The sequence below is a fragment of the Leucobacter manosquensis genome (genome assembly GCF_018304845.1).
Classification (GTDB): Bacteria; Actinomycetota; Actinomycetes; order Actinomycetales; family Microbacteriaceae; genus Leucobacter; species Leucobacter alluvii.
On record NZ_JAFEVO010000001.1, the window covers coordinates 3,044,843 to 3,064,963 of the forward strand.

At 67.5% G+C, this 20,121-nt stretch carries 18 protein-coding genes; 12 read left to right on the forward strand and 6 right to left on the reverse strand.

The window, feature by feature from the left end; all coding sequences use genetic code 11:
• The first annotated feature begins 127 nt into the window (after window positions 1-127).
• Window positions 128-1,693 (forward strand): protein adenylyltransferase SelO, encoded by a 1,566-nt coding sequence (locus JSQ98_RS14195; RefSeq protein ID WP_211650259.1) that lies wholly within the window; start codon window positions 128-130, stop codon window positions 1,691-1,693.
• A 113-nt stretch (window positions 1,694-1,806) separates the two neighbouring features.
• Here JSQ98_RS14195 and JSQ98_RS14200 read toward each other — a convergent pair whose 3' ends face one another.
• The gene (locus JSQ98_RS14200) at window positions 1,807-2,355 is read right to left on the reverse strand and encodes a type 1 glutamine amidotransferase domain-containing protein (RefSeq protein ID WP_211650260.1); all 549 of its coding nucleotides are present in this window, start codon (window positions 2,353-2,355) and stop codon (window positions 1,807-1,809) included.
• A 213-nt stretch (window positions 2,356-2,568) separates the two neighbouring features.
• On the opposite strand from JSQ98_RS14200, the gene JSQ98_RS14205 reads away from it, so the two are divergent.
• The 4 genes from JSQ98_RS14205 (at window position 2,569) to JSQ98_RS15465 (ending at window position 8,299) form a co-directional block, all read left to right on the forward strand.
• Window positions 2,569-3,219 carry an SDR family oxidoreductase gene (locus JSQ98_RS14205; RefSeq protein WP_211650261.1) on the forward strand — a complete coding sequence of 217 codons (651 nt, stop codon included), beginning with the start codon at window positions 2,569-2,571 and terminating at the stop codon, window positions 3,217-3,219.
• A 66-nt stretch (window positions 3,220-3,285) separates the two neighbouring features.
• The gene (locus JSQ98_RS14210) at window positions 3,286-3,708 is read left to right on the forward strand and encodes a Fur family transcriptional regulator (protein WP_090147045.1); all 423 of its coding nucleotides are present in this window, start codon (window positions 3,286-3,288) and stop codon (window positions 3,706-3,708) included.
• Window positions 3,709-3,775: 67 nt separating this feature from the next.
• A complete protein-coding gene (locus tag JSQ98_RS14215; protein WP_090147047.1) occupies window positions 3,776-5,254 on the forward strand; it encodes a catalase in 1,479 nt (492 codons plus the stop codon).
• A 459-nt stretch (window positions 5,255-5,713) separates the two neighbouring features.
• Window positions 5,714-8,299: a LuxR C-terminal-related transcriptional regulator gene (locus JSQ98_RS15465; RefSeq protein ID WP_211650262.1), complete on the forward strand. Its 2,586-nt coding sequence runs from the start codon at window positions 5,714-5,716 to the stop codon at window positions 8,297-8,299.
• Between the two features lie 38 nt (window positions 8,300-8,337).
• Here the strand turns inward: JSQ98_RS15465 and JSQ98_RS14225 are convergent, their stop codons facing one another.
• Both JSQ98_RS14225 and JSQ98_RS14230 read right to left on the reverse strand, forming a co-directional pair.
• Window positions 8,338-8,691 carry a DUF7882 family protein gene (locus tag JSQ98_RS14225; RefSeq protein ID WP_090147053.1) on the reverse strand — a complete coding sequence of 118 codons (354 nt, stop codon included), beginning with the start codon at window positions 8,689-8,691 and terminating at the stop codon, window positions 8,338-8,340.
• A gap of 145 nt (window positions 8,692-8,836) precedes the next feature.
• Window positions 8,837-9,952, reverse strand: a complete 1,116-nt coding sequence (locus JSQ98_RS14230) for an AI-2E family transporter (RefSeq protein ID WP_211650263.1) — start codon at window positions 9,950-9,952, stop codon at window positions 8,837-8,839.
• A 471-nt stretch (window positions 9,953-10,423) separates the two neighbouring features.
• Between JSQ98_RS14230 and ectB the strand changes: the two genes are divergently transcribed.
• The 6 genes from ectB to JSQ98_RS14260 all read left to right on the forward strand — a co-directional run bounded on the left by ectB (window position 10,424) and on the right by JSQ98_RS14260 (window position 16,534).
• Window positions 10,424-11,689, forward strand: coding sequence for a diaminobutyrate--2-oxoglutarate transaminase (gene ectB / locus JSQ98_RS14235; RefSeq protein ID WP_211650264.1), 1,266 nt, complete (start codon window positions 10,424-10,426; stop codon window positions 11,687-11,689).
• A 153-nt stretch (window positions 11,690-11,842) separates the two neighbouring features.
• Complete coding sequence (locus JSQ98_RS14240; protein WP_211650265.1) at window positions 11,843-12,655, forward strand: ABC transporter ATP-binding protein; 813 nt, start codon at window positions 11,843-11,845, stop codon at window positions 12,653-12,655.
• The gene (locus tag JSQ98_RS14245) at window positions 12,652-13,347 is read left to right on the forward strand and encodes an ABC transporter permease subunit (RefSeq protein ID WP_200329836.1); all 696 of its coding nucleotides are present in this window, start codon (window positions 12,652-12,654) and stop codon (window positions 13,345-13,347) included. The genes JSQ98_RS14240 and JSQ98_RS14245 overlap by 4 nt, the downstream gene beginning before the upstream one ends.
• Window positions 13,344-14,021 (forward strand): ABC transporter permease subunit, encoded by a 678-nt coding sequence (locus JSQ98_RS14250; protein ID WP_090147062.1) that lies wholly within the window; start codon window positions 13,344-13,346, stop codon window positions 14,019-14,021. The genes JSQ98_RS14245 and JSQ98_RS14250 overlap by 4 nt, the downstream gene beginning before the upstream one ends.
• An 87-nt stretch (window positions 14,022-14,108) precedes the next feature.
• A complete protein-coding gene (locus JSQ98_RS14255; protein WP_249290843.1) occupies window positions 14,109-15,023 on the forward strand; it encodes an ABC transporter substrate-binding protein in 915 nt (304 codons plus the stop codon).
• 62 nt (window positions 15,024-15,085) lie between these two features.
• The gene (locus JSQ98_RS14260) at window positions 15,086-16,534 is read left to right on the forward strand and encodes a mycothione reductase (RefSeq protein ID WP_090147066.1); all 1,449 of its coding nucleotides are present in this window, start codon (window positions 15,086-15,088) and stop codon (window positions 16,532-16,534) included.
• A 24-nt stretch (window positions 16,535-16,558) separates the two neighbouring features.
• Here the strand turns inward: JSQ98_RS14260 and JSQ98_RS14265 are convergent, their stop codons facing one another.
• Complete coding sequence (locus JSQ98_RS14265; protein WP_346728802.1) at window positions 16,559-16,993, reverse strand: NUDIX hydrolase; 435 nt, start codon at window positions 16,991-16,993, stop codon at window positions 16,559-16,561.
• On the reverse strand, window positions 16,990-17,787 hold the full coding sequence (locus JSQ98_RS14270) for a M15 family metallopeptidase (protein ID WP_211650267.1): 798 nt from the start codon (window positions 17,785-17,787) through the stop codon (window positions 16,990-16,992). The genes JSQ98_RS14265 and JSQ98_RS14270 overlap by 4 nt, the downstream gene beginning before the upstream one ends.
• Before the next feature lie 111 nt (window positions 17,788-17,898).
• Here JSQ98_RS14270 and JSQ98_RS14275 point away from each other — a divergent pair, with 111 nt between their 5' ends.
• Window positions 17,899-19,230 carry a CapA family protein gene (locus tag JSQ98_RS14275; RefSeq protein ID WP_211650269.1) on the forward strand — a complete coding sequence of 444 codons (1,332 nt, stop codon included), beginning with the start codon at window positions 17,899-17,901 and terminating at the stop codon, window positions 19,228-19,230.
• A gap of 20 nt (window positions 19,231-19,250) precedes the next feature.
• Here the strand turns inward: JSQ98_RS14275 and JSQ98_RS14280 are convergent, their stop codons facing one another.
• Complete coding sequence (locus tag JSQ98_RS14280) at window positions 19,251-20,087, reverse strand: carbon-nitrogen family hydrolase (RefSeq protein ID WP_211650271.1); 837 nt, start codon at window positions 20,085-20,087, stop codon at window positions 19,251-19,253.
• Window positions 20,088-20,121 lie beyond the last annotated feature (34 nt).

Genomic DNA, 20,121 nt, shown 5'->3' on the forward strand with positions numbered 1-20,121 from the left:
TATCTAGCTAAGCTAGTGAAACTCTAGCGGGTGTGACGGGCTTTATGAAGTCGAAATTCGGCGTGCCACGTCTCGGCGCCGCTGTCCAGCCCGTTCCTGATGAGCGCCCGCTCCGTAGACTCGCCACATGCCAGAATCGCCTCGCATCCCGGCCCCTGCTGTTTCGACTGATCCGACGCGCGCGGACAGCGCTCGCGGCGCCGAAACGTCGTTCGATCCCTTGCCGAGCGCAGCCGGCGTCACCCTCGAACATGGGTTCGCATCCCGGCTCCCCGAACTATCGGTGCCGTGGAACGCGTTCCGCCCCGAATCGCCGCGTATCGTCGTGTGGAACGAAGCCCTGGCAGAAGAACTCGGCATCGATGCGCACCGCTTCACCGGGAATTCCCTCGTCCGCTTCCTCCTCGGGAATGCGCTGCCAGAAGGAAGTGAGCCCGTCGCTCAGGCGTACGCCGGGCACCAGTTCGGCGGGTACTCGCCCCGCTTGGGCGACGGTCGCGCGCTGCTGCTCGGGGAGATCCGCGATCCGGCGGGGCGGCTGCGCGATCTGCACCTCAAAGGATCGGGACGCACGCCCTTCGCGCGGGCGGACGGATTCGCCGCGCTGGGGCCGATGCTTCGGGAATACCTCATGGGTGAGGCGATGGCGGCGCTCGGCGTGCCGACGACCCGCGCGCTCGGCGTGGTCGCCACGGGGAGGAGCGTTCCGCGCGACGGCGAGTTGCTCGAAGGGGCGGTGCTGACGCGTGTGGCGAGCAGCCACCTCAGAGTCGGGAGTTTCCAGTTCGCGCGCGCGCAGGGCGACGCAGCCCTGCTGGCCCGCCTCGCCGACTACGCGATCGAGCGGCACGCGCCGGCGCTCTCGGGGGAGCCCGATCGCTACGCCGGATTGCTGGACGCGGTCGTCGCTGCGCAGGCGCGGCTCGTCGCGCACTGGGTGCTCGTCGGATTCGTGCACGGCGTGATGAACACCGACAACATGACGATCTCCGGCGAGACGATCGATTACGGTCCGTGCGCGTTCATCGACGCGTTCGACCCGGCGGCCGCATTCAGCTCGATCGACCACCAGCGTCGGTACGCGTACGGCAATCAGCCGTCGATCGCTCTGTGGAACCTGACGCGCTTCGCCGAGACGCTCCTTCCCCTCCTCGCGCCGGATGCCGAAGCCGCGAAAGCGGTCGCCGTCGCATCGCTCGACCGCTTCGGGGCGGCGTACAACGACGCCTGGATGGAGGGTATGCGGGCCAAGCTGGGATTGGCGGGTTCCGCGGGGCGCACGGCCGTCGACGACGGCGCGCTCGCGGAACTGACCGCCGACATGCTCACCGATCTGCAGCGGCATCGCATCGATTACACGAGCTTCTTCCGGGCGCTCGCGCGAGCCGGCTCGGGCGATACCACCGCGCTCGACGACGTGCTCCCGCATGCCGAGGGGGCAGGGGGCTGGGTCGATCGCTGGCTCCAGGCCGCACCCGATCCCGCTGCGATGGATCGGGTCAATCCGATCTACATCCCTCGCAACCACCTCGTCGAGGAGGCTCTCGAGGCTGCGTCCGAGGGGGGCATGGAGCCCTTCTCACACCTGCTCTCGGTGCTGGAGCGACCGTACACCGCGCGAGAGGGCTTCGAGCGGTTCGAGCGTCCGGCGCCGGAGGGTGGCCCGGCGCACGTGACGTTCTGCGGCACCTGATCCTCGCGGCGGGCAACCCTCGCAGGGCACATGCAGCGATGCCGCCCGCGACCGTTGCGCTCTTGGAGGAGCCCGGTGCTGGCGGCATCGCTGTGCAGTGCAGAGCCTACGGCCTATGCCGTCTGGCCGGGATGCTCCCCCTCGCCGATCTCCTCGACCAGCTTGGTGTTGAAGGCGGGCAGGTCATCGGGAGTGCGACTCGTCACGAGTCCCTGATCCACGACGACCTCCTCATCGACCCAGGTTGCTCCTGCGTTCTGGAGGTCGGTGCGCAGGCTCGCGTACGAGGTGACGGTGCGGCCGTTGAGCACATCGGCGTCGGCGAGAATCCATCCGCCGTGGCAAATCGCGCCGACGGGCTTATGCTGCGCGAAGAAGTCCTTGGTGAAGGCGACCGCATCGGCATCGAGCCGGATCTGGTCGCCGTTCACGACGCCGCCTGGCAGAACGAGCGCATCGAACTCATTCGCGTTCGCGTCGGCCGAGGTGAGCGAGACCTCCTGCTCATGGCCGTTCTTGCCGGTGATCGAACCGGTCTTCGTGGACACCACGATGACCTCCGCGCCGTGCTCCTGCACTGCGGAGATGGGTTCCGTGAGCTCTGAGTCTTCGAAGCCGTCGGTTGCCAGAACCGCTACGCGCTTGCCGGTGAGATGTGACATGAATAAACCTCCTGGGTTCGGGAGTTCGTCGTCCGTCGAGACCCGGTTTCCGGGCCGACGTCTCGAGCCTCCCGCATCTCGGTCGAGCCCGGCACCCCGTTGCACACGGCCGAACAGGGCGCTAGACGCGCGCAGACCGAGCGCTCACGGCGGGCGTTGCCACCGGTTCCGCTCCTGGAGAAACCGTGTGCCGGCGAGCGTAGTGTGGGGAGCATGGCAAGCATCATTATTTTCGGCGGACACGGCAAGATCGCGCTTCTGACGGAGCCGCTCCTCGCGGAGCGAGGCGACGCGGTGACGGCGGTGATACGCAATCCGGATCAGGCGGAGGATGTGCGCGCTGCCGGCGCCGAGCCGCGGGTCGCCGACATCGAGCACCTCGACGTGGACGCGCTCGTCGACGTCGTCCGGGGCCATGACGCGGTGGTGTGGTCGGCCGGGGCCGGGGGCGGCGACGCCGCGCGCACCATGGCCGTTGACCGGGATGCGGCGATCCGCACGATGGATGCCGCGGCTCGCGCTGGAGTGCCGCGTTACGTGATGGTGTCCTACTTCGGCGCGTCTCGCGACCACGGCGTCGACCCGGAGAACGCCTTCTACACCTACGCGGAGGCGAAGTCCCAGGCTGACGAGCATCTCCGGGAGTCTGAACTGGACTGGACCGTGCTCGGACCGAGCGGTCTGACGCTCGATCCGCCGGCGGGCGCCATTGACGTCGACGCCGAGAATGGCGAGACGGTGGCACGAGCCGACGTCGCCGCGACGATCGCTGCAGTGCTGGCCGATGACACGACCATTCGCCGCACGATCCGCTTCAATACCGGAACAACTCCCATCGCCGAGGCCGTTCGAGACCGTTCCTGACCGCGAACCGCGCGACACGCGACCCTTTATTTGAATAACTCAAAACAGGCGCGTAGGGTGATCGGTATGGAGACGAGCACCGAGGAAGCGCTGCGCGGCGTCGGTCTGCGAGCGACCGCAGGCCGCCTGGCCGTGCTCGATGCGCTCGCCTCCATGCCTCACTCGGACGCGGATCATGTGTTCCGAGTGGTCGCGAGTGCGCTGCCGACGACATCGATCCAGTCAGTGCACAACATCCTGGCGGACCTGACTGCGGCGGGGCTGACCCGACGCGTGGAGCCGGCAGGATCGGCGGCGCTCTATGAGCGGCGCGTGAACGACAACCATCATCACGTCGTGTGCTCCCAGTGCGGAGCCATCGCCGACGTCGATTGCGTCGTCGGTCACACGCCGTGCCTCTCCCCGTCGGAGACGGGGGGCTTCACCGTACAGACCGCCGAGGTGACGTTCTGGGGCATCTGCCCCGGCTGCGCCGCCTCGGCCGCATAGTCGAATACGCAGGATCGCCTCGAGTTCGGGGCACCGTTCGTCATGCGCGAAACTCCCGAGGAGCAACATGAGTACACCCGACACCACGACCCAAACCGGAACGCCCGTCGCGAGCGACGAGCACTCTCTCGCCGCAGGGCGAGACGGCGCGATCGCTCTGCATGATCGCTACCTCGTCGAGAAGCTCGCGCAGTTCAACCGGGAGCGCATTCCGGAGCGCATCGTGCATGCGAAGGGAGGCGGCGCGTTCGGCGAGTTCGTCGTCACCGGCGACGTCTCGGCCTACACGCGTGCCGCGCTGTTCCAGCCCGGCGCCCGCACGGAGACCGTGCAGCGCTTCTCCTCGGTCGCGGGTGAGCAGGGATCGCCGGATACGTGGCGCGACGTTCGCGGCTTCTCGGTGAAGTTCTACACGTCGGAGGGCAATTACGACATCGTCGGGAACAACACTCCGGTGTTCTTCATCCGCGACGGCATCAAGTTCCCCGATTTCATCCACTCGCAGAAGCGCCTGCCCGGCTCGGGCCTGCGCGACGCCGATATGCAGTGGGACTTCTGGACGCTCTCGCCGGAGTCGGCTCATCAGGTCACCTACCTCATGGGCGACCGCGGTCTGCCTCGCTCCTGGCGCCACATGCCGGGCTTCGGCTCGCACACCTACCAGTGGATCAACGCGGCCGGCGAGCGCTTCTGGGTCAAGTACCACTTCGAAGCGCTGCAGGGCAATGTCGAGATGTCGAGCGAGGAGGCCGAGGCGATCGCCGGCGCAGATGCCGACTACTACCGCAGGGACCTGTTCGACGCGATCGAGCGCGGCGAGTTCCCGTCCTGGAAGGTGTCGGTCCAGGTGATGCCGTACGAGGAAGCGAAGACGTACCGATTCAACCCGTTCGATCTCACCAAGGTGTGGCCGCACGCGGACTACCCGTTGATCGAGGTCGGTGTGCACACGCTCAACCGCAACCCAGAGAACTTCTTCGCCCAGATCGAGCAGGCCGCCTTCTCGCCGGCGAACACCGTGCCCGGCATCGACATCAGCCCCGATCGCATGCTGCAGGCTCGTGTCTTCTCGTACCCCGACGCGCAGCGGTACCGCGTCGGCACGAACTACAACCAGATCCCGGTGAACGCCCCGATCGCCCCGGTGGCCAACTACTCGCAGGATGGCGCGCAGCGCCACGGCTTCAACTCGCCGAGCACGCCGGTCTACGCCCCCAACTCGAAGGGCGGACCGCGTGCAGATGCGGCTGCTGCTGGCGTCGGTTCATGGGAATCTGACGGCGAGCTCGTGCGCACGGCGGCGACCCTGCACGCGGAGGACGACGATTTCGGCCAGGCCGGGACGCTGTACCGCGAGGTGTTCGACGCTGCAGCTCGAGCGCGCTTCCTCGAAACCATCACCGGCGCGGTCGGCGGTGTGCAGAGCCCCGAGATTCGGGAGCGGGCGATCGGATACTGGAGCCAGGTCGACGCCGAGCTCGGCGCTGCCCTGCGTCGCAACTTGGAGGCTGGAGTCGAGGCGGTAGCGGCGACGGTCGACGCCTGATTCTGCGACGGTGACGCGCTGGCGCTCGTAGTCAGCGCGCCTCACGGGCCGGCGAGAGGACTCCTCTCGCCGGCCTTCGTCGTCCTCCCTCCTGGCGCAACGAGGGAGCACTCCCAGTACTTCCCGCGAGGCTTCAGTACTGCATCGGCTGAGCCGGCTACCTATCGACCGGTTGCTTCGCGCGTGAAACATTCCGTCTGACGCTGGAACTCAGCGCTATTGCGCGAGCGCCCGTCTTCGGAATCATAGGCTTCAATTTCGCCTAGGGAACGTAGGGGGAGTCATGCACGCCAGTCGCACGAGACATTCACGGATCACATCGCGATCGTTCCGCTGGCTCGCCCCCGTCCTCGGCATGCACTCGAATTTCAACTTCGATGTTCTCCCTCACGCCGGAGACCGCTCGCGTGTTACCGTTGGCCGCGGACGGTGTGGTCGATGAGGAGAGGGGATCTCCCGGTGAAAGGTCGAGATCGCAGCCTCGCGAAGGCGCAGAGCCTGGTCGAGAACGGCTTGAGCGTGGACATCGTCGGCAGCAGGGGGAGTGGGCGCACGGCGTTCATGGAGGCCCTCGCGACGAGGCTCGAAGACGCCGGATGGACGGTGCATCGCATTCGCGGGGTCGCCTCGCTCAAGCAGAACCCATTTGCGGCGATCGCGCTGTCCGGCATCGCCGAGTTGTCGCCGACGCGACGCATCGATGCGGTCATCGAAGACGTCGGGCGCCAGCTGACCGAGCAGGTCGCGAACGCGCGAAGCGCGTACTTCCTGGACGACTGGGACGACCTCGACGAGGTCTCGTGGGGCGTGATCGAATACGTGCGGCGCACGACCGGGGTGCCCATCGTCATCTCTCGCCTGCAGGGTCTCCGAGCCCGGCACACTCCGAGCGGGCTTCCGGCTTCGACGCTGTCGCCGACGTACGTCATCGACATGCTCCCACTGCGATTCGAAGATCTCGACGCGGTCATGAGTGAATACCTCGGTGCCGACATCGAACCCGGGACCTCGAGACGTCTCTACACGAAGACCGGCGGCAACGTGGGGCTCGCGCTTTCCCTGGTCGACGTGACCGTGCGCGAGAACCGCTTGGTGCAGATCGATGGTCGGCTCTGGACCGCGACCGGTGAGCTGTGGAGCCCAGCGCTCCGCGCCGTCATGGAGATGCACCTGGAGAGCCTCGACGCGGCATCTCGAGATGCTCTGGAGACCATCGCGATGGTGGGTCTTGCCGACGTCGAGACGGTGCGCACGCTCGTGGACTGGTCGACGCTCGAGGTGCTCGAGGAACGGGCGATGATCGCCTTCGCGCAGGGGACGCGGAACAACTACGTCTCCGTCGTGCCGCCGCTGTTCACCAGCTACTTCAGGCATGACCCGCTGTCAGCGCGACGCATCCGGCTGACGGAGAAGATTCTCTCAGCCCTCGGAAGTGCGTCGCTCAATTTCGAGCTCGAGCGCACCTGGAACGACCTGGACGGCGCCGGCGAGAAACAGGACGCCCTTTTCGCCGGAATGCTGCGCGAATCACTCAAGACCCGGCAGCTCGTGGCGGGGTACGAGTGGGAGAAGAACGCAGACGTTCACACCGCGAACGCATACGTCGACATCCTGACGCAGGCCGGAATGGCCGCCTCAGAGCCGAGCATCGCGCGAGTGTTCGCCGAGACCGATGAGAGAAGCGGCGATATCGCGGCCAGGGCCGAGTACTGTTCCCGCCGGGCGGATTGGCTCGCCTACAACCGTGGTCAGATCGATGAAGCCCTCGTGTACCTGGACGCGCACGCCCGCGAACTCGCCAGCTACGGCAGGATGCTCGACGCGAAGCGCATCAGCATCCTCGCCGATTTCCGGTCCGTTCCCGACGGCTTCGAGATCGTACTCGAAGTCACCGATGACCTGCCGGTGCCGGTGCAGACCGCGCTCCTCGAAACGCAGCTCCGCGTCCTGATCATCGCCGGTCGACTGTCAGACGGAAATCGCGTGTACGACGAACTTCGTCGCCTCGATCCACAGGGTGAACGCGCCGCGGCTCGCTCGGTGCAGGGCATCAGCCTGCTCGCGCAGGGGGCGTACGAAGCCGGAAGTCGAGATCTGAACAACGGGCTCGACGAGGCGCGTGGAAACCTCGACGTGCACTCGTTTCGCACCTTCGCCGGTGCTGTCGCGTTCTCGCATCTGCACAGCGGAGATATGCGGGCGCATGGAGAGCTCCTGGACGTCGCGCTCTCGACGGGTGAGCTCGCTCCGCTGCCGCCGGGAAGCCGCGCCACCGTTCTCATCTCGGCCTGCATCCTCGCGGCGGCGCGCGGCCAGGTGGCGCTCTGCACGAAGTACGCTGATCTCTTGCGGTCGGGGCATACCGACGATCTTGCGCTGCCGATGCAGAGCGCTGCCTGGGCCGAAGCGCAGGTCAAGATACTCGACGGCGACGCCGAGAGCGCGGCCAATGCGCTGTGGAAAGCTTCGACAGCGCTGCGCGATCGCGGGGCGGTGTTCGCTGCGCAGATCGGCATGCTCGCCTCGCTGGAGATGAAAATGGACGCCGATCGCCTCGCTGAGGCGCTGCACCTGCTCGATCAGCACCCCGAGGCGGTGGTGCTCGCAGCGCAGGGGCGGTATCTCGAGGCAGGCTTGCAGGGCGACGCCGATGCCATGCTCGAAGCCGCACGCGCTCTCGAGCGGTACCGCCGAACCGGCATCGCGCTGGCCGCCTACGGGCGGGCCGCTGAACTGTTCGCCGACGAGCAGCGGCTCGAGCGTCGTGATGAAGCCTTGGGAGACGAACGGAAGCTCCGCGCTCGGTTCAGTGGCCGGGTCTTCAACACCACCCGGTTCGGGGGCATGGGCATGGCCCTCTCCAAGCGGGAGAAAGAAGTCGCGACGCTCGCGGTGAACGGCCTCAGCAACCACGAGATCGCGTCGCGACTGGTCGTCAGCGTCCGCACCGTGGACAGCCACATGTATCGAATCATGCGCAAACTGGGCGTGACGAGTCGAGACTCGCTCGAGGCGAAACTCGGCGCCAGCGCACTCCTGCACTGACGGGTCCCACCGACGCGGCACCGCCGCCCCGTGAGTGCCTACCGATGCTCGCGCAGGTTCCCCGGGTACTGGTTCCCCTCCGCTTCCGCTTCCGCGAGCGAGCCATCCTCCTTGGTCACGAGGAGACCCGTGGTGGCATTGGCGGATTCACCGAGACGCAGGAGCCAGTCCGTGTTGATTTCGGGAACGCGACTTCCCAAGAACTTGAATGTGATGGAGACGTCCGGCGAGAGCCAGATCGAACTCCGCCCGTCCCCGGCGTTCGCGCTGTCCTTCCACGACATGAGGAAAGACTCTTCGCGCATGAGTTTCTGCACGATGACGATCTGCAAGTGGGAGAGGAGTCGATCCTCGAAGTGGGTCGTGAGTCCGTCGTAGCGTATCGATCCCATACCAGCTCCTGAATTCACCTCAGGTAGCGGAGGAAGGTCCCCTGACAAGAAATGCCCAAGTCGTCTCAGTCAAACGCAGTCGGACATTTTCCAGCACCCCTTGACAACCCAGGGAAGGGTGCGATCCCTGCGTGCTGCGCGCGCATCAGGACGGCGCGGGCCCCGGATCGCCGTCCCTTCCCTGCCCGTTCGCGCGTGGAGCCCGCACGATTCCCTGCGCCTGCCGCGCAATCGCGATCAGCGGAGGCCCGAGCACCATTCCGAGGACACCGGCGACGGTGCCCCCGACGAGCGTGGCGAGCAGCACCGCTGCCGGGTGGAGCCGCAACGTCGCGCCGAGGGCCCACGAACTCACGATGCTCTGGACAGTGCCGTTGGAGACCATGAGGCTCGCTGCGACGATCAGCGCGGCGAACGCGCCACCCGATCCGAACGCCACCAGCACGGCGAACGCGCCGGTGATCCAGGCTCCGATGTACGGGATGAAGGAGAGTGCGAAGTACAGGATGGTGATGGGTACGAGCAGCGGCACTCTGAGCAGGAGCAACGGCACGATGAAGATCGGGGCGGTGATGAGAGCGGTGACCGCCACGCCCTTGAAGTACTGACGGAGCGAACGGCGTGTGATGCCGTCGAGTTCGATCACGATGCGTTCCCGAACGCCCGTCCGCCGTGCAAGCCACTCGGGGAACACGCTGCTGTCGCGCAACGTGAAGAACAGGAAGAACAGGGCTAGGAACGTGCTCACGACGAAGGTGACCAATCCGTAGAACGCGCTCGTGAACGCTCCGAGCAGTCCGAATCCGAGCTGCGGCAAGGAGTGATTCGCCGACTCGCGCACCTGGTTCATCCACGAGACGTCGAGACCGGACGATCTCAGGGTCGCAAGGAGACGACGCCAGCTCTCCCACAGCTGCTGAGAGATCTCGGGCAGCTGCTGGGTGAAGCCGAGGAAGATCACGAAGCCGAGGCCCACAGCGACGGTGACGGCGGCCAGAAGGGTGATGGCAGCCGCCGCAGAAGCCGGGAGCCGAAGACGCCGCAACGCGACCATCATGGGTTCGAAGACTGCGCCGAGGACCACCGCGATCAGCAGCGGCGCCAGAATGCCGCTGAGTGCACTGATTCCGCACGCGATCGCGAGGGCGAGGAGGATCGCGCCGAGGGCCGCCCAACTGAACGTCCCCAGACGCTGCACTCGCTCAGACAGCGTCGCACGAGCGGGGACCGCATCGTCGTTGCCCGAGCCGAATGAGAGCATTCTGCATGATAACCCGCGACACGGACGATGCGCAGGCACGCCAGGCGGATGCTGTCGAAGGACTCGACGAATGCGGAGCCCACCGCTCCGGATACTGCAAAGCAGGCCTGCGCTCCGGGTTGTGGAGGCACTGGCGTCTCATGAGTGCACCGGCGAGCGAGTATTGCAGTGCAGCACATGCTCGCAGGACCACCCACCCCCCCCTAGCGACTGGGAGCATGCAGCTGCCGAGGTGTCCTGCACCTCGCTGGAGGATTGGCCGCTCGAGAACCTCGGTTCACGCCCGTACGCGAAGACGCGGCCAATCCTCCACTCATTTCAGAGGTTCGCACCTCTCGCCGCCCGCCTGGCCCGCAGAGCTCGGGAAACCGCCTATCCTCGGTAGGAAGAGACCGGCGCTTCACCCCGCGCCGGATCGAGGCCGGCGCGGTACCCCCGCGCATCGCGAAGGTAGAAGAGAGAGCTGGATCCATGAGCGACCTTGCAGTGTTCGATCAGTACGAGTCCGAGGTGCGCGGGTACATTCGTTCATTCCCCGTCGTCTTCGAACGCGCGCAGGGTTCGGTGCTCACCGCAGAAGACGGCCGCGAGTACCTCGACTTCTTCAGCGGCGCCGGCGTCGTCAACTACGGGCACAACAATCCGGCGTTCACGCGTGCGCTGGTCGAGTACCTGCAGAGCGGTGGGATCATCCACGGCCTCGATATGGCGACATCCGCCAAACGCGACTTCATCGAAGCGTTCCAGCGTCTGGTGCTCGCACCGCGCGGCCTCGACTACAAGATCCAGTTCACCGGCCCGACGGGGGCGAACGCGGTGGAATCAGCGTTGAAACTCGCGCGCCAGGCGACCGGGCGACACAATGTGGTGGCCTTCACCAATGGCTTCCACGGCCTCAGCCTCGGTGCGCTCGCCGCAACCGGGAACGAGAAGTACCGTGCAGCGGGCGGTGTCTCGCTCGGCGACGTCGCACGACTGCCGTACGACGGGTACCTGGGCGACGACGTCGACACCCTCGACCTGCTCGAGCGCATGCTCGACGATCCGGGGTCGGGTCTCGACCTCCCCGCTGCGGTGATCGTCGAGACCATTCAGGGGGAGGGCGGCATCAATGTCGCACGTGCCAAGTGGTTGCGGCGTCTCCGCGCGATCACCGAGGAGCGCGGCATTCTGCTCATCGTCGACGACATCCAGTCGGGCGTGGGGCGCAGCGGTGCGTTCTTCAGCTTCGAGCAGGCGGGCATCGTGCCCGACCTCGTCACCGTGTCGAAGTCGATCTCGGCGTCGGGCCTGCCGATGGCGATCCTGCTGATGCGGCCGGAGATCGACGTGTGGAAGCCGGGCGCCCACACCGGCACGTTCCGCGGGAACAATCTCGCCTTCGTCTCTGCACGGGTTGCTCTGGAAACGTACTGGGCCGACACCGCCTTCACCGACGCGATCGCCGAGCGCGAAACGCAACTGCGCGCAGCGCTGGAACGCATCGCCGAGGAATTCCCGGCGGCCGGGTTCACCGTGCGTGGCCGCGGGCTGATGTACGGGCTCGCGTCGCCGTCTCGACCGCAGCTCGCCGGCGCCGTCTCCCAGGAGGCGTTCGCTCGGGGGGTGGTCATCGAGACGTCCGGTGCCCGAGACGAGGTGCTCAAGTTCCTGCCGGCGCTCACCATCACAGCGGAGGAGCTCGACCGCGGTATCGCCCGGGTGCGCGAAGCGCTCGCCGCCGCCCTCGCGGCCTGAAGCGAGCCGAGCACTGGTCTCGCTCCAGCCGCAGGCCGTCGGGGCGCATAACGGAGAGCACGATTCGATCACAAGGGCTTGTACACCTCCGACCCTGGAGGACTAGGGTTTAAGCACGGCGCCGCCTTCGGCGCGAGTCACCGAGGGGGCCACGTGATCGAGTTCGAACGGGTTTCGAAGGTGTTCCCAGGCGGTGCGACCGCCGTTCACGAGTTCTCGTGCACCATCCCGTCGCATCGCGCGGTGGTGCTGGTCGGTTCCTCCGGATCGGGCAAGACCACGCTCATGCGCATGGTCAACCGGATGGTCGATCCGACCTCCGGCCGGGTGCTCATCGACGGTGAAGACGTGCGCGACCGCAACGCCGTCGATCTGCGGCGCTCCATCGGGTACGTACTGCAGCAGGGCGGCCTGCTGCCGCATCGCACCGTCGCCGACAACGTCGCGACGGTCCCCGTGCTCACCGGGACCTCGCGCCGCGAAGCGCGACGGGCTGCGGGTGCGCTCCTCGAACGAGTCGGGCTGGATCCGGCGCTCGCCGAGCGATACCCGGCTCAGCTCTCCGGCGGCCAGCAGCAGCGCGTCGGCGTCGCCCGCGCACTGGCCTCCGATCCGAATATCCTGCTCATGGACGAGCCGTTCGGGGCCGTCGACCCGATCGTGCGTCGCGAGCTGCAGCAAGAACTGCTGAGACTGCAGGCCGAGCTGGGCAAGACCATCCTCTTCGTCACGCACGATGTGGACGAAGCGTTCTTGCTCGGAGACGAGGTCGTCGTGCTCGAAGCCGGCGGCCGGATCGCGCAGCGCGGCACTCCCGCCGAGATTCTCGGCAGCCCGGCGAACGACTTCGTGCGCGATTTCGTGGGCGCTGACCGCGGCGAGCGCCGCCTGCACGTCGTCGAGGACGGAGGTCAGCGCCTCGCCGTCGACGCGACCGGTCGTCCCGTCGGAGTGCTCGAACCGTGAACTGGCCGATTGCGAACTGGGAGTTCGTGCTCGAACTCGCCGTCAAGCACCTCCTGCTCAGTGTTCCGGCGATCCTCATCAGCGTGATCATCGCGGTGCCGATCGGGCGCCTGGCGTTCCGCAAGCCACGGCTCGGCGGCCCGTTGCTCTCGGTCGCCTCCCTCGCGTACGCGATTCCCGCGCTTCCCCTGCTCATCATCATCCCGGCGGTCATCGGCACTTCGCTGCGCTCGTGGCAGACGATGGTCGCCGCTCTGAGCGTGTACGGCGTCGCCCTGCTCGTGCGCACGGCGTGCGACGCATTCGCCTCGGTCGACGGCCAGCTCCGCGACGCTGCGCTGGCGATCGGGTTCGCGCCTCGCGGGCTGTTCTGGCGGGTCGATCTGCCGCTCGCGGTGCCCGTGCTGATCTCAGGCATCCGCGTGGTGTCGGTGTCGACGATCAGTCTCGTCACGCTCGGTGCGCTCATCGGGGTGCAGAGCCTGGGCACCCTGCTGACCGATGGGTTTCAGCGCGGCATCTTCGCCGAGATCTGGACGGGCGTCATCGCGACCGTGCTGCTCGCGCTGCTGCTCGACGTCGTGGTGCTCGCGATCGGTCGGGCCTTGACGCCGTGGACCCGCCGGGTATCGCAGCGCTCGGCTGATCGGCACCGTCCGGCTGCCGCGGCAGAGGCGGGGGAGCGCGCGTGAACCTCTTCGCCGACGCCATCGCCTGGCTGACCGATCCCGCGAACTGGAGCGGAAACGGGGGCATCCCCGCGCGACTGCTGCAGCACCTCGCCCTCGCCCTCGGAGCGCTCCTGCTCGCGAGTATCATCGCGCTCCCGCTCGGCGCCGTCATCGGGCACACCCGTCGCGGGGCCGGCGCCGTCGGAGCACTCGCGGGCGCGGCGCGCGCGCTGCCGACGCTCGGCGTGCTCACCCTGTTCGGCCTCGCGCTCGGGATCGGCATCACCGCGCCCGTGCTCGCGCTGATCGTGCTCGCAATCCCGTCCCTGCTGGCCGGGGCGTACGCGGGAGTGAGCGCGATCGAGCCATCGATCCCGTCAGCCGCGAAAGCCGTGGGGTTCAGCCCGGTGCAGGTGCTGTTGCGGGTCGAGCTCCCGCTCGCGCTGCCCGTGATGATCGGCGGCGTGCGCGCCGCGACCCTGCAGGTGGTGTCGACGGCGACGCTCGCCGCGTACACCTCCGACGTCGGCCTCGGCCGGTATCTGTTCTCCGGGCTGAAGTCGCGGGACTACGGGCTCATGCTCGCCGGTGCGCTCCTCGTCATCGCGCTGACGCTCCTGCTCGAGATTCTGCTGGCGCTGTTCCAACGCATGGCGAGTCGCCGGATCGCACGCGTGCCCGAAGCCACGGGCTGACCCGCCCACGACTCCCCACCCCACCGAACGCACTCCCGACCGAGAGGAACCGACCATGCAACGTCGACCCGCACTGCGCTCCGCCCGATGGGGCGCCGCCTTCGCCGCAGGAGCCATCGCGCTCACTGCGGCCTCACCGGCTGCTCGAGCAGCGACCCGCTCTCCGAGGACGGGGGTGCAGGTGACACCGCTTCCGCCGAGGGCGGCACGATCGTCGTCGGCTCGCAGGACTACTACTCCAACGAGATCATCGCTGAGATCTACGCACAGGCGCTCGAAGCCGACGGGTTCGACGTCGACCGCCAGTTCCGCATCGGGCAGCGCGAGGTCTACCTGCCCGAGATCGAGAGCGGCAAGATCGACCTGTTCCCCGAGTACAGCGGAAACCTGCTCCAGTACTTCGAGGCCGACGCGCCGGAGCGCGTATCGGACGAGGTCTACGACGCGCTGGTGGAAGCCATGCCAGAGGGTCTGCGCGTGCTCGAGCAGTCTCCCGCCACGGATCAGGACACGTACGTCGTGACTCGCGAGTTCGCAGAGAAGTGGGATCTCGAGACGGTCGAGGACCTGGGGAACGTCACCGACCCGCTGACGTTCGGCTCCAACTCGGAGGCCGAGACGCGGCCCTACGGTCCGGCCGGGCTCGCCGAGACCTACGGCATCGAAGGCGTGCAGTTCACGCCGATCGAGGACAGCGGTGGGCCGCTGACGGTGAAGGCCCTCAAGGACGGCGCGATCCAGTTCGCGAACATCTACTCCGCGGATCCGTCGCTCGCCGCGAACGACCTCGTCACCCTCGAAGACACGAAGGGTATCTTCCTCGCCTCGCATGTCGTGCCGATCGCGAGCGAGAAGATCGATGATCAGGCCGAGAGCGTGATCAACGAGGTCGACGCGGCGCTGAGCCCGGAGGACCTCGTCGAACTCAACGGGCAGAGCGTGAACGATGAGCGTTCGGCTGCCGACATCGCGAAGGAATGGCTCGACGGCCAGTCCTTCTAAGGTCGATGCTCCGGCGCGGGGCGGCGGCACGGGGCTCACCGGGTCAGCCGTAGGATCTCGGTATGGAGAATTCTGCGGCTGACCTGGCGATCATCGGCTCCGGGTCGGGCAACTCCCTCATCACGCCGTTCTGGGACTCGCGCCGCGTGGTCATCGCAGAAGCGGGCGTCTTCGGCGGGACCTGCCTGAACGTCGGCTGCATCCCGACGAAGATGTTCGTGCGGCCCGCAGCCCTCGCCCGGGTGCCGGAGGAGGCTGCCCGTCTGGGGGTCGTGCAGCGCACGGAGTCCGTCGACTGGCCCGGCATGCGGGACCGGATCTTCGGTCGCATCGACGCGATCTCCGCGGCCGGAGAGCGCTATCGTCGCGACGACCTCGACCATGTCGAGCTGATCTCCCAGCAGGTGCGGCTCACGGGCACGCACAGCTTCGAGAGCTCCGATGGTGCACGCGTCGACGCCGCGCAGTTGGTCATCGCGGCTGGGTCCCGCGCCGTCCTGCCGGAGATCCCCGGCATCGATCTGCCGCACGTGCACACCTCGGACACGGTGATGCGGCTGGCGGAGCTGCCGAAACGCGTGCTCGTGATCGGCGGCGGATACATCGCCGCCGAGTTCGCGAACGTGTTTTCGGCGTTCGGCTCCGAGGTCGTGCAGGTGCACCGCGGTGCCCAGCTGCTCAAGCGGGCGGATGCGGATATCGCCTCGCGTTTCACCGCGGAAGCGGCGCGGCAGTGGGATCTGAGGCTCGATCGAGATGTCACCGCGATCCGTCACGCCGATGACGGCGGTGTGATCGCGGACCTCGCTCCGAGCGGCTCGCCTGCACTCCACGCAGAGCCCGGCAGTGCAGAGCGCGTCGCTGCCGACATCGTGCTCGTCGCCACGGGCCGCAGGCCGAATTCCGACCGTGTCGGAGCGGCCGAGGCCGGCCTCGATCTGCACCCCGATGGCCGCATCGCCGTCGACTCCTTCCAGCGCGTGCTCTCCGGCGGCAAGCCGGTGCGGGGGCTCTACGCGCTCGGCGACATCAGCTCGGCTGCTCAGCTCAAGCATGTCGCGAATCACGAGGCGCGCGTGGTGGCGCACAATCTCGAGCACCCGGACGATCTCCGCGAGTCGCGGCGAGACGCCGTTCCGTCCGCAGTCTTCACCGACCCGGAGGTTGCGCAGGTCGGACTCACGGAGGCGGAGGCCGTCACCGCTCTCGGAGCGGAGCACGTCACCTCGTATCTGCAGGCGTACGGCGACACGGCCTATGGTTGGGCGCTCGAGGACAGCTCTGGCGTGTTCAAGGTGATCGCCGACCGCAGGGACGGGCGCATTCTCGGAGCCCACGTGATGGGGTACCAGGCGTCCAACCTGATTCAGGTGGTGATCTCGGCGATGAGCTTCGGCATCGATGCGCACACCGCGGCGCGAGGCCAGTACTGGATTCATCCGGCGCTCATGGAGGTCGCCGAGAATGCGCTCCTCGGACTCGACGTCGCGACGCCCTCCAGCGCGCGGTGATCAGTTGCTGCGGAGCCAGAGGGCTCAGGACGAGCCGGGTGCCGTATCGCCGATCAGCTTCGGAAAGATGATGTCGGTGTTGAGCGGAGCCATGTCGGATCGCTGATCCCGTGGATCGACCCACTCGAGCGCCTCGATCTCGGCGTGAGGTTTCGCTGAGCCTGCTGGGGCTACGAAGGGGTGCTCGAACACCGTCGCCTCGACGACGTGCCCCGGTTCGTTCGCCGCACGTGCTCGGAACACGCCGATCAGACGCAGGGCATCGCGCTCGAGCGAGACACCGAGTTCCTCACCGAACTCCCGCACAGCTGTGTCGATCGCGAGTTCGCCCGGCTCGTGCTTACCTCCCGGGAGCATGAGCGAGGCGGTGCCGCGCTTGCGCACGTTGAGCACGCGGCCGTCGGCGTCGCGCATGACGACGGCGCTCACCCGGATCGTGCGGGCCTCCGCGCCGTTCACGGGACGTACCCCGGTGCGCTCGGGAGACCGAAGAACTCTTCGAGCGTGGTGACACCGCTCTCGCGCATCTCTGCGGCGAGTTCGGTGCCGACGTACCGGAAGTGCCAGGGCTCCGGCATGAACCCCGTGACGTCTTGCTTGCCATCGGGATAGCGCACGATGAACCCGTGCTCGGCGGCGTGCTCGGCGAGCCAGACGCCGGCCGGCGTATCGCCGAAGCACCCGGCGAGGTAGCACTCCCCGTGATCGTCGAAGTCGACGACCAGACCGGTCTGATGCTCGGAATGCCCGGGGCGTGCGGAATAGGTATCCGCTGCATCCGCCCCGTCGCGCGACACGTATCCGTCGTAGAGCGCGACCTGCGTGGCGTAGTCCCGGTACGCGCTGATGATGCGCACATCGATGCCGGCCGAGGCGGCCGCGGCGACGAGAGACTCCACGGCGCGCGCGGCCGGTTCGCGCAAGGGCTGGGCGAACTCGTTCTCCACCCCCGCAGGCATCACGAGATCGTCGGGCGCGAAATCGATCGGCTGGAGCGGGCGCGTCTTGTTCGTGACGACCCAGATCGAGGCGGGGTCATCGAGCGAGTGCGCGCTCGCATCGAACTCGGATGCGGCGGATTCGGGCGCACCCGATCCGTCGGCACTCGGCTCCCGGGACGCCGTCGGGGCCGGGGAATCACCAGCATCCGTCTGCGGCGACCTCTCCGGCTCGGGTGCGCAACCCGCGAGTGCGATCGCTGCCGCTGAGATGGAGAGCACCGCGAGGACCGTGCTGAACTGTCTCGGGGCCATGCGTTCATGCTACCGGGGCGGGTGCCGCCGACTGCCGCGGCGCATAGCCTTGACTCGTTTCGCCCGGAGCGGCGCGGAGGAGGCCCGGCTCGTCCCGGCTACGCTGGTGCCATGCAGGACGGCAGGGAGAATCAGGCGGGCATGCCGGCGGCATACACCCCGATCGCGGTCACCGGAAAGCGACGCTTCCCCCGTCGCACGCGCCGCATCATCGCCATCTCGGCCGTCGTGGTGGTCGTGCTCGGGCTCGGCGGCACCGCGGCGGCGCTCGTCTGGGGCCCCGATCGCGAACCCGGTGCACCCAGCACCGCCGAGGATGCGTCGCCGACCCCTGACCCGTCACCGACCGTCGAGCCGGAGGGGGCGACCGAACCGGATCCCGCCGCAGGGGAAGAGGAGGACGGGCGCGTGCGTGTGATCGCCATGGGCGACATGCTTCCGCACGATTCCGTCAATGCGAATGCCCTCCAGCCCGATGGCGCATACGACTACGGACAGTTCTTCTCTGGCATCGCCCCGCAGCTGGAAGCCGCAGACGTCGCGTTCTGCAACCAGGAGGTGCCGAGTGCCGGAGCAGACTTCGGCGTCAGCGGCTACCCGACGTTCAACGCGCCCCCGGAGTTCGCCGGAGCACTGCACGGAGTGGCGGGCTGCGACCTCGTGAATCTCGCGACGAACCACAGTGCCGATCTCGGCGCTGCTGGCATCGCCGGCACCCGAGGCGTCTGGGACGGGTTGACGCCCGCCGCCGTCGACGGTGCGAACCGGAGCGCCGAGGAGCAGCGCGCCGTTCCGGTATTCGAACAGGGCGGGATGACGTTCGCACTGGTCTCTTTCGCCGAGTACTCGAACGCACCCATCGACGGGGTGTCGCTGAACATGATGAGCGATGACGCCCTCGTGAGCGATCTGATGACGCAGGCGAACGAGCTCGCCGATGTCGTGGTCGTGTCGGCTCACTGGGGTACGGAGGATTCGCACGAGGTAAATGATCAGCAAACCGCGTTCGCGCAGCGGGTCGCCGATCTCGGCGCCGACGTCATCATCGGCACCGGACCCCACGTGCTGCAGCCGGTCGCCTGGCTCGACCGGTCCGACGGCGGGCGCGCACTCGTGTGGTACTCGGTCGGCAACATGCTGAACACCCAGCTCGAACTCGCCCAGCGCACCGGTGTGATCGCGGGTTTCGAAGCGGTGCGCGATCCGGCATCGGGGGCGGTCGCCATCGAGAATCCCACGGCGATCCTCACGTACATGCACTACGACTGGAGCGCGGAGCAGGAGGCCGCCGGCGACCTGCTCGCGCGGACGAACCTCTCGATCACGCCACTCGCCCAATCGGGCGAGCTTCTCGCGACGACGCGTTTCGGGGTGACGGCCGAGCAGCAGATGGAGGCGTCGGCGGCGATCCTCGGTCCCGACGTCGCCATCGTTCCCGAGTAGCGGCGCTCGCGCGCCCCGCGTCAGTCGGAGAGCGCGCGGTAGTCGTCGATGCCGAGTCGATCGTCGATCACCGGGAACTCGGCGCGCACCGTGCCGACCTGCGCAGGGTCGACATCGACGATCAGCACCTCCTCACCGTCGCCGCACTCGGCGACGACGCGCCCTGAAGGGTCGACGACCCGGCTGAATCCTCCGAGCTCCACTCCGGCCTGACTGCCGCACGCGTTGGTGGCGATGACCCAGAGCTGGTGCTCCACGGCTCGCGCCTGGGTGAGGAGCCGCCAGTGCTCGCGTCGCGCGGCGGGCCAAGCCGCTGGAACGATGGCAGTTTCCGCTCCGCGTGCACTGAGCTCCTGCCAGAGCCCGGGGAATCGGAGGTCGTAGCACGTCGTGCTCGCTGTGGCGCCGAGTGCTGCTGCGGTCACGCTCAGCGAGTGCCCCGGCGTGAGCAGCTGAGATTCCTGCGACTGATAGCCGAACACGTGGATCTTGCGATAGGTCTGAACGACACGGCCGTTCGCGTCGACCAGCACGGCCGTGTTGTGCAGCTGCCCATCGGCGCCCCGCTCGACGATGCTCCCCAGATGAACCTCGCTGCTGAGATGGCGGGCCACCCGCTGCACCATCCGAACCGTCGGACCATCGAGGGACTCAGCGCGCTCGGCGTACCGGTCGAACGCGAAGTACCCGGCGCTCCACAGCTCGGGCAGCGTGACCAGATCGACGTGCTCCAATCGCCGCAGCAGCTCTTCGACGCGTTCGACGCGTTCCTGCGGCGTCTCGTCGTCGGGGCTCGCGATCTGAGCGATGGCGACGCGTCGGGAGCCGGAGTGCGCGGAGTCGGGGTGCGATTGCATGTCTCACAGCCTAGGCGAGGCGCGCCACGTACGT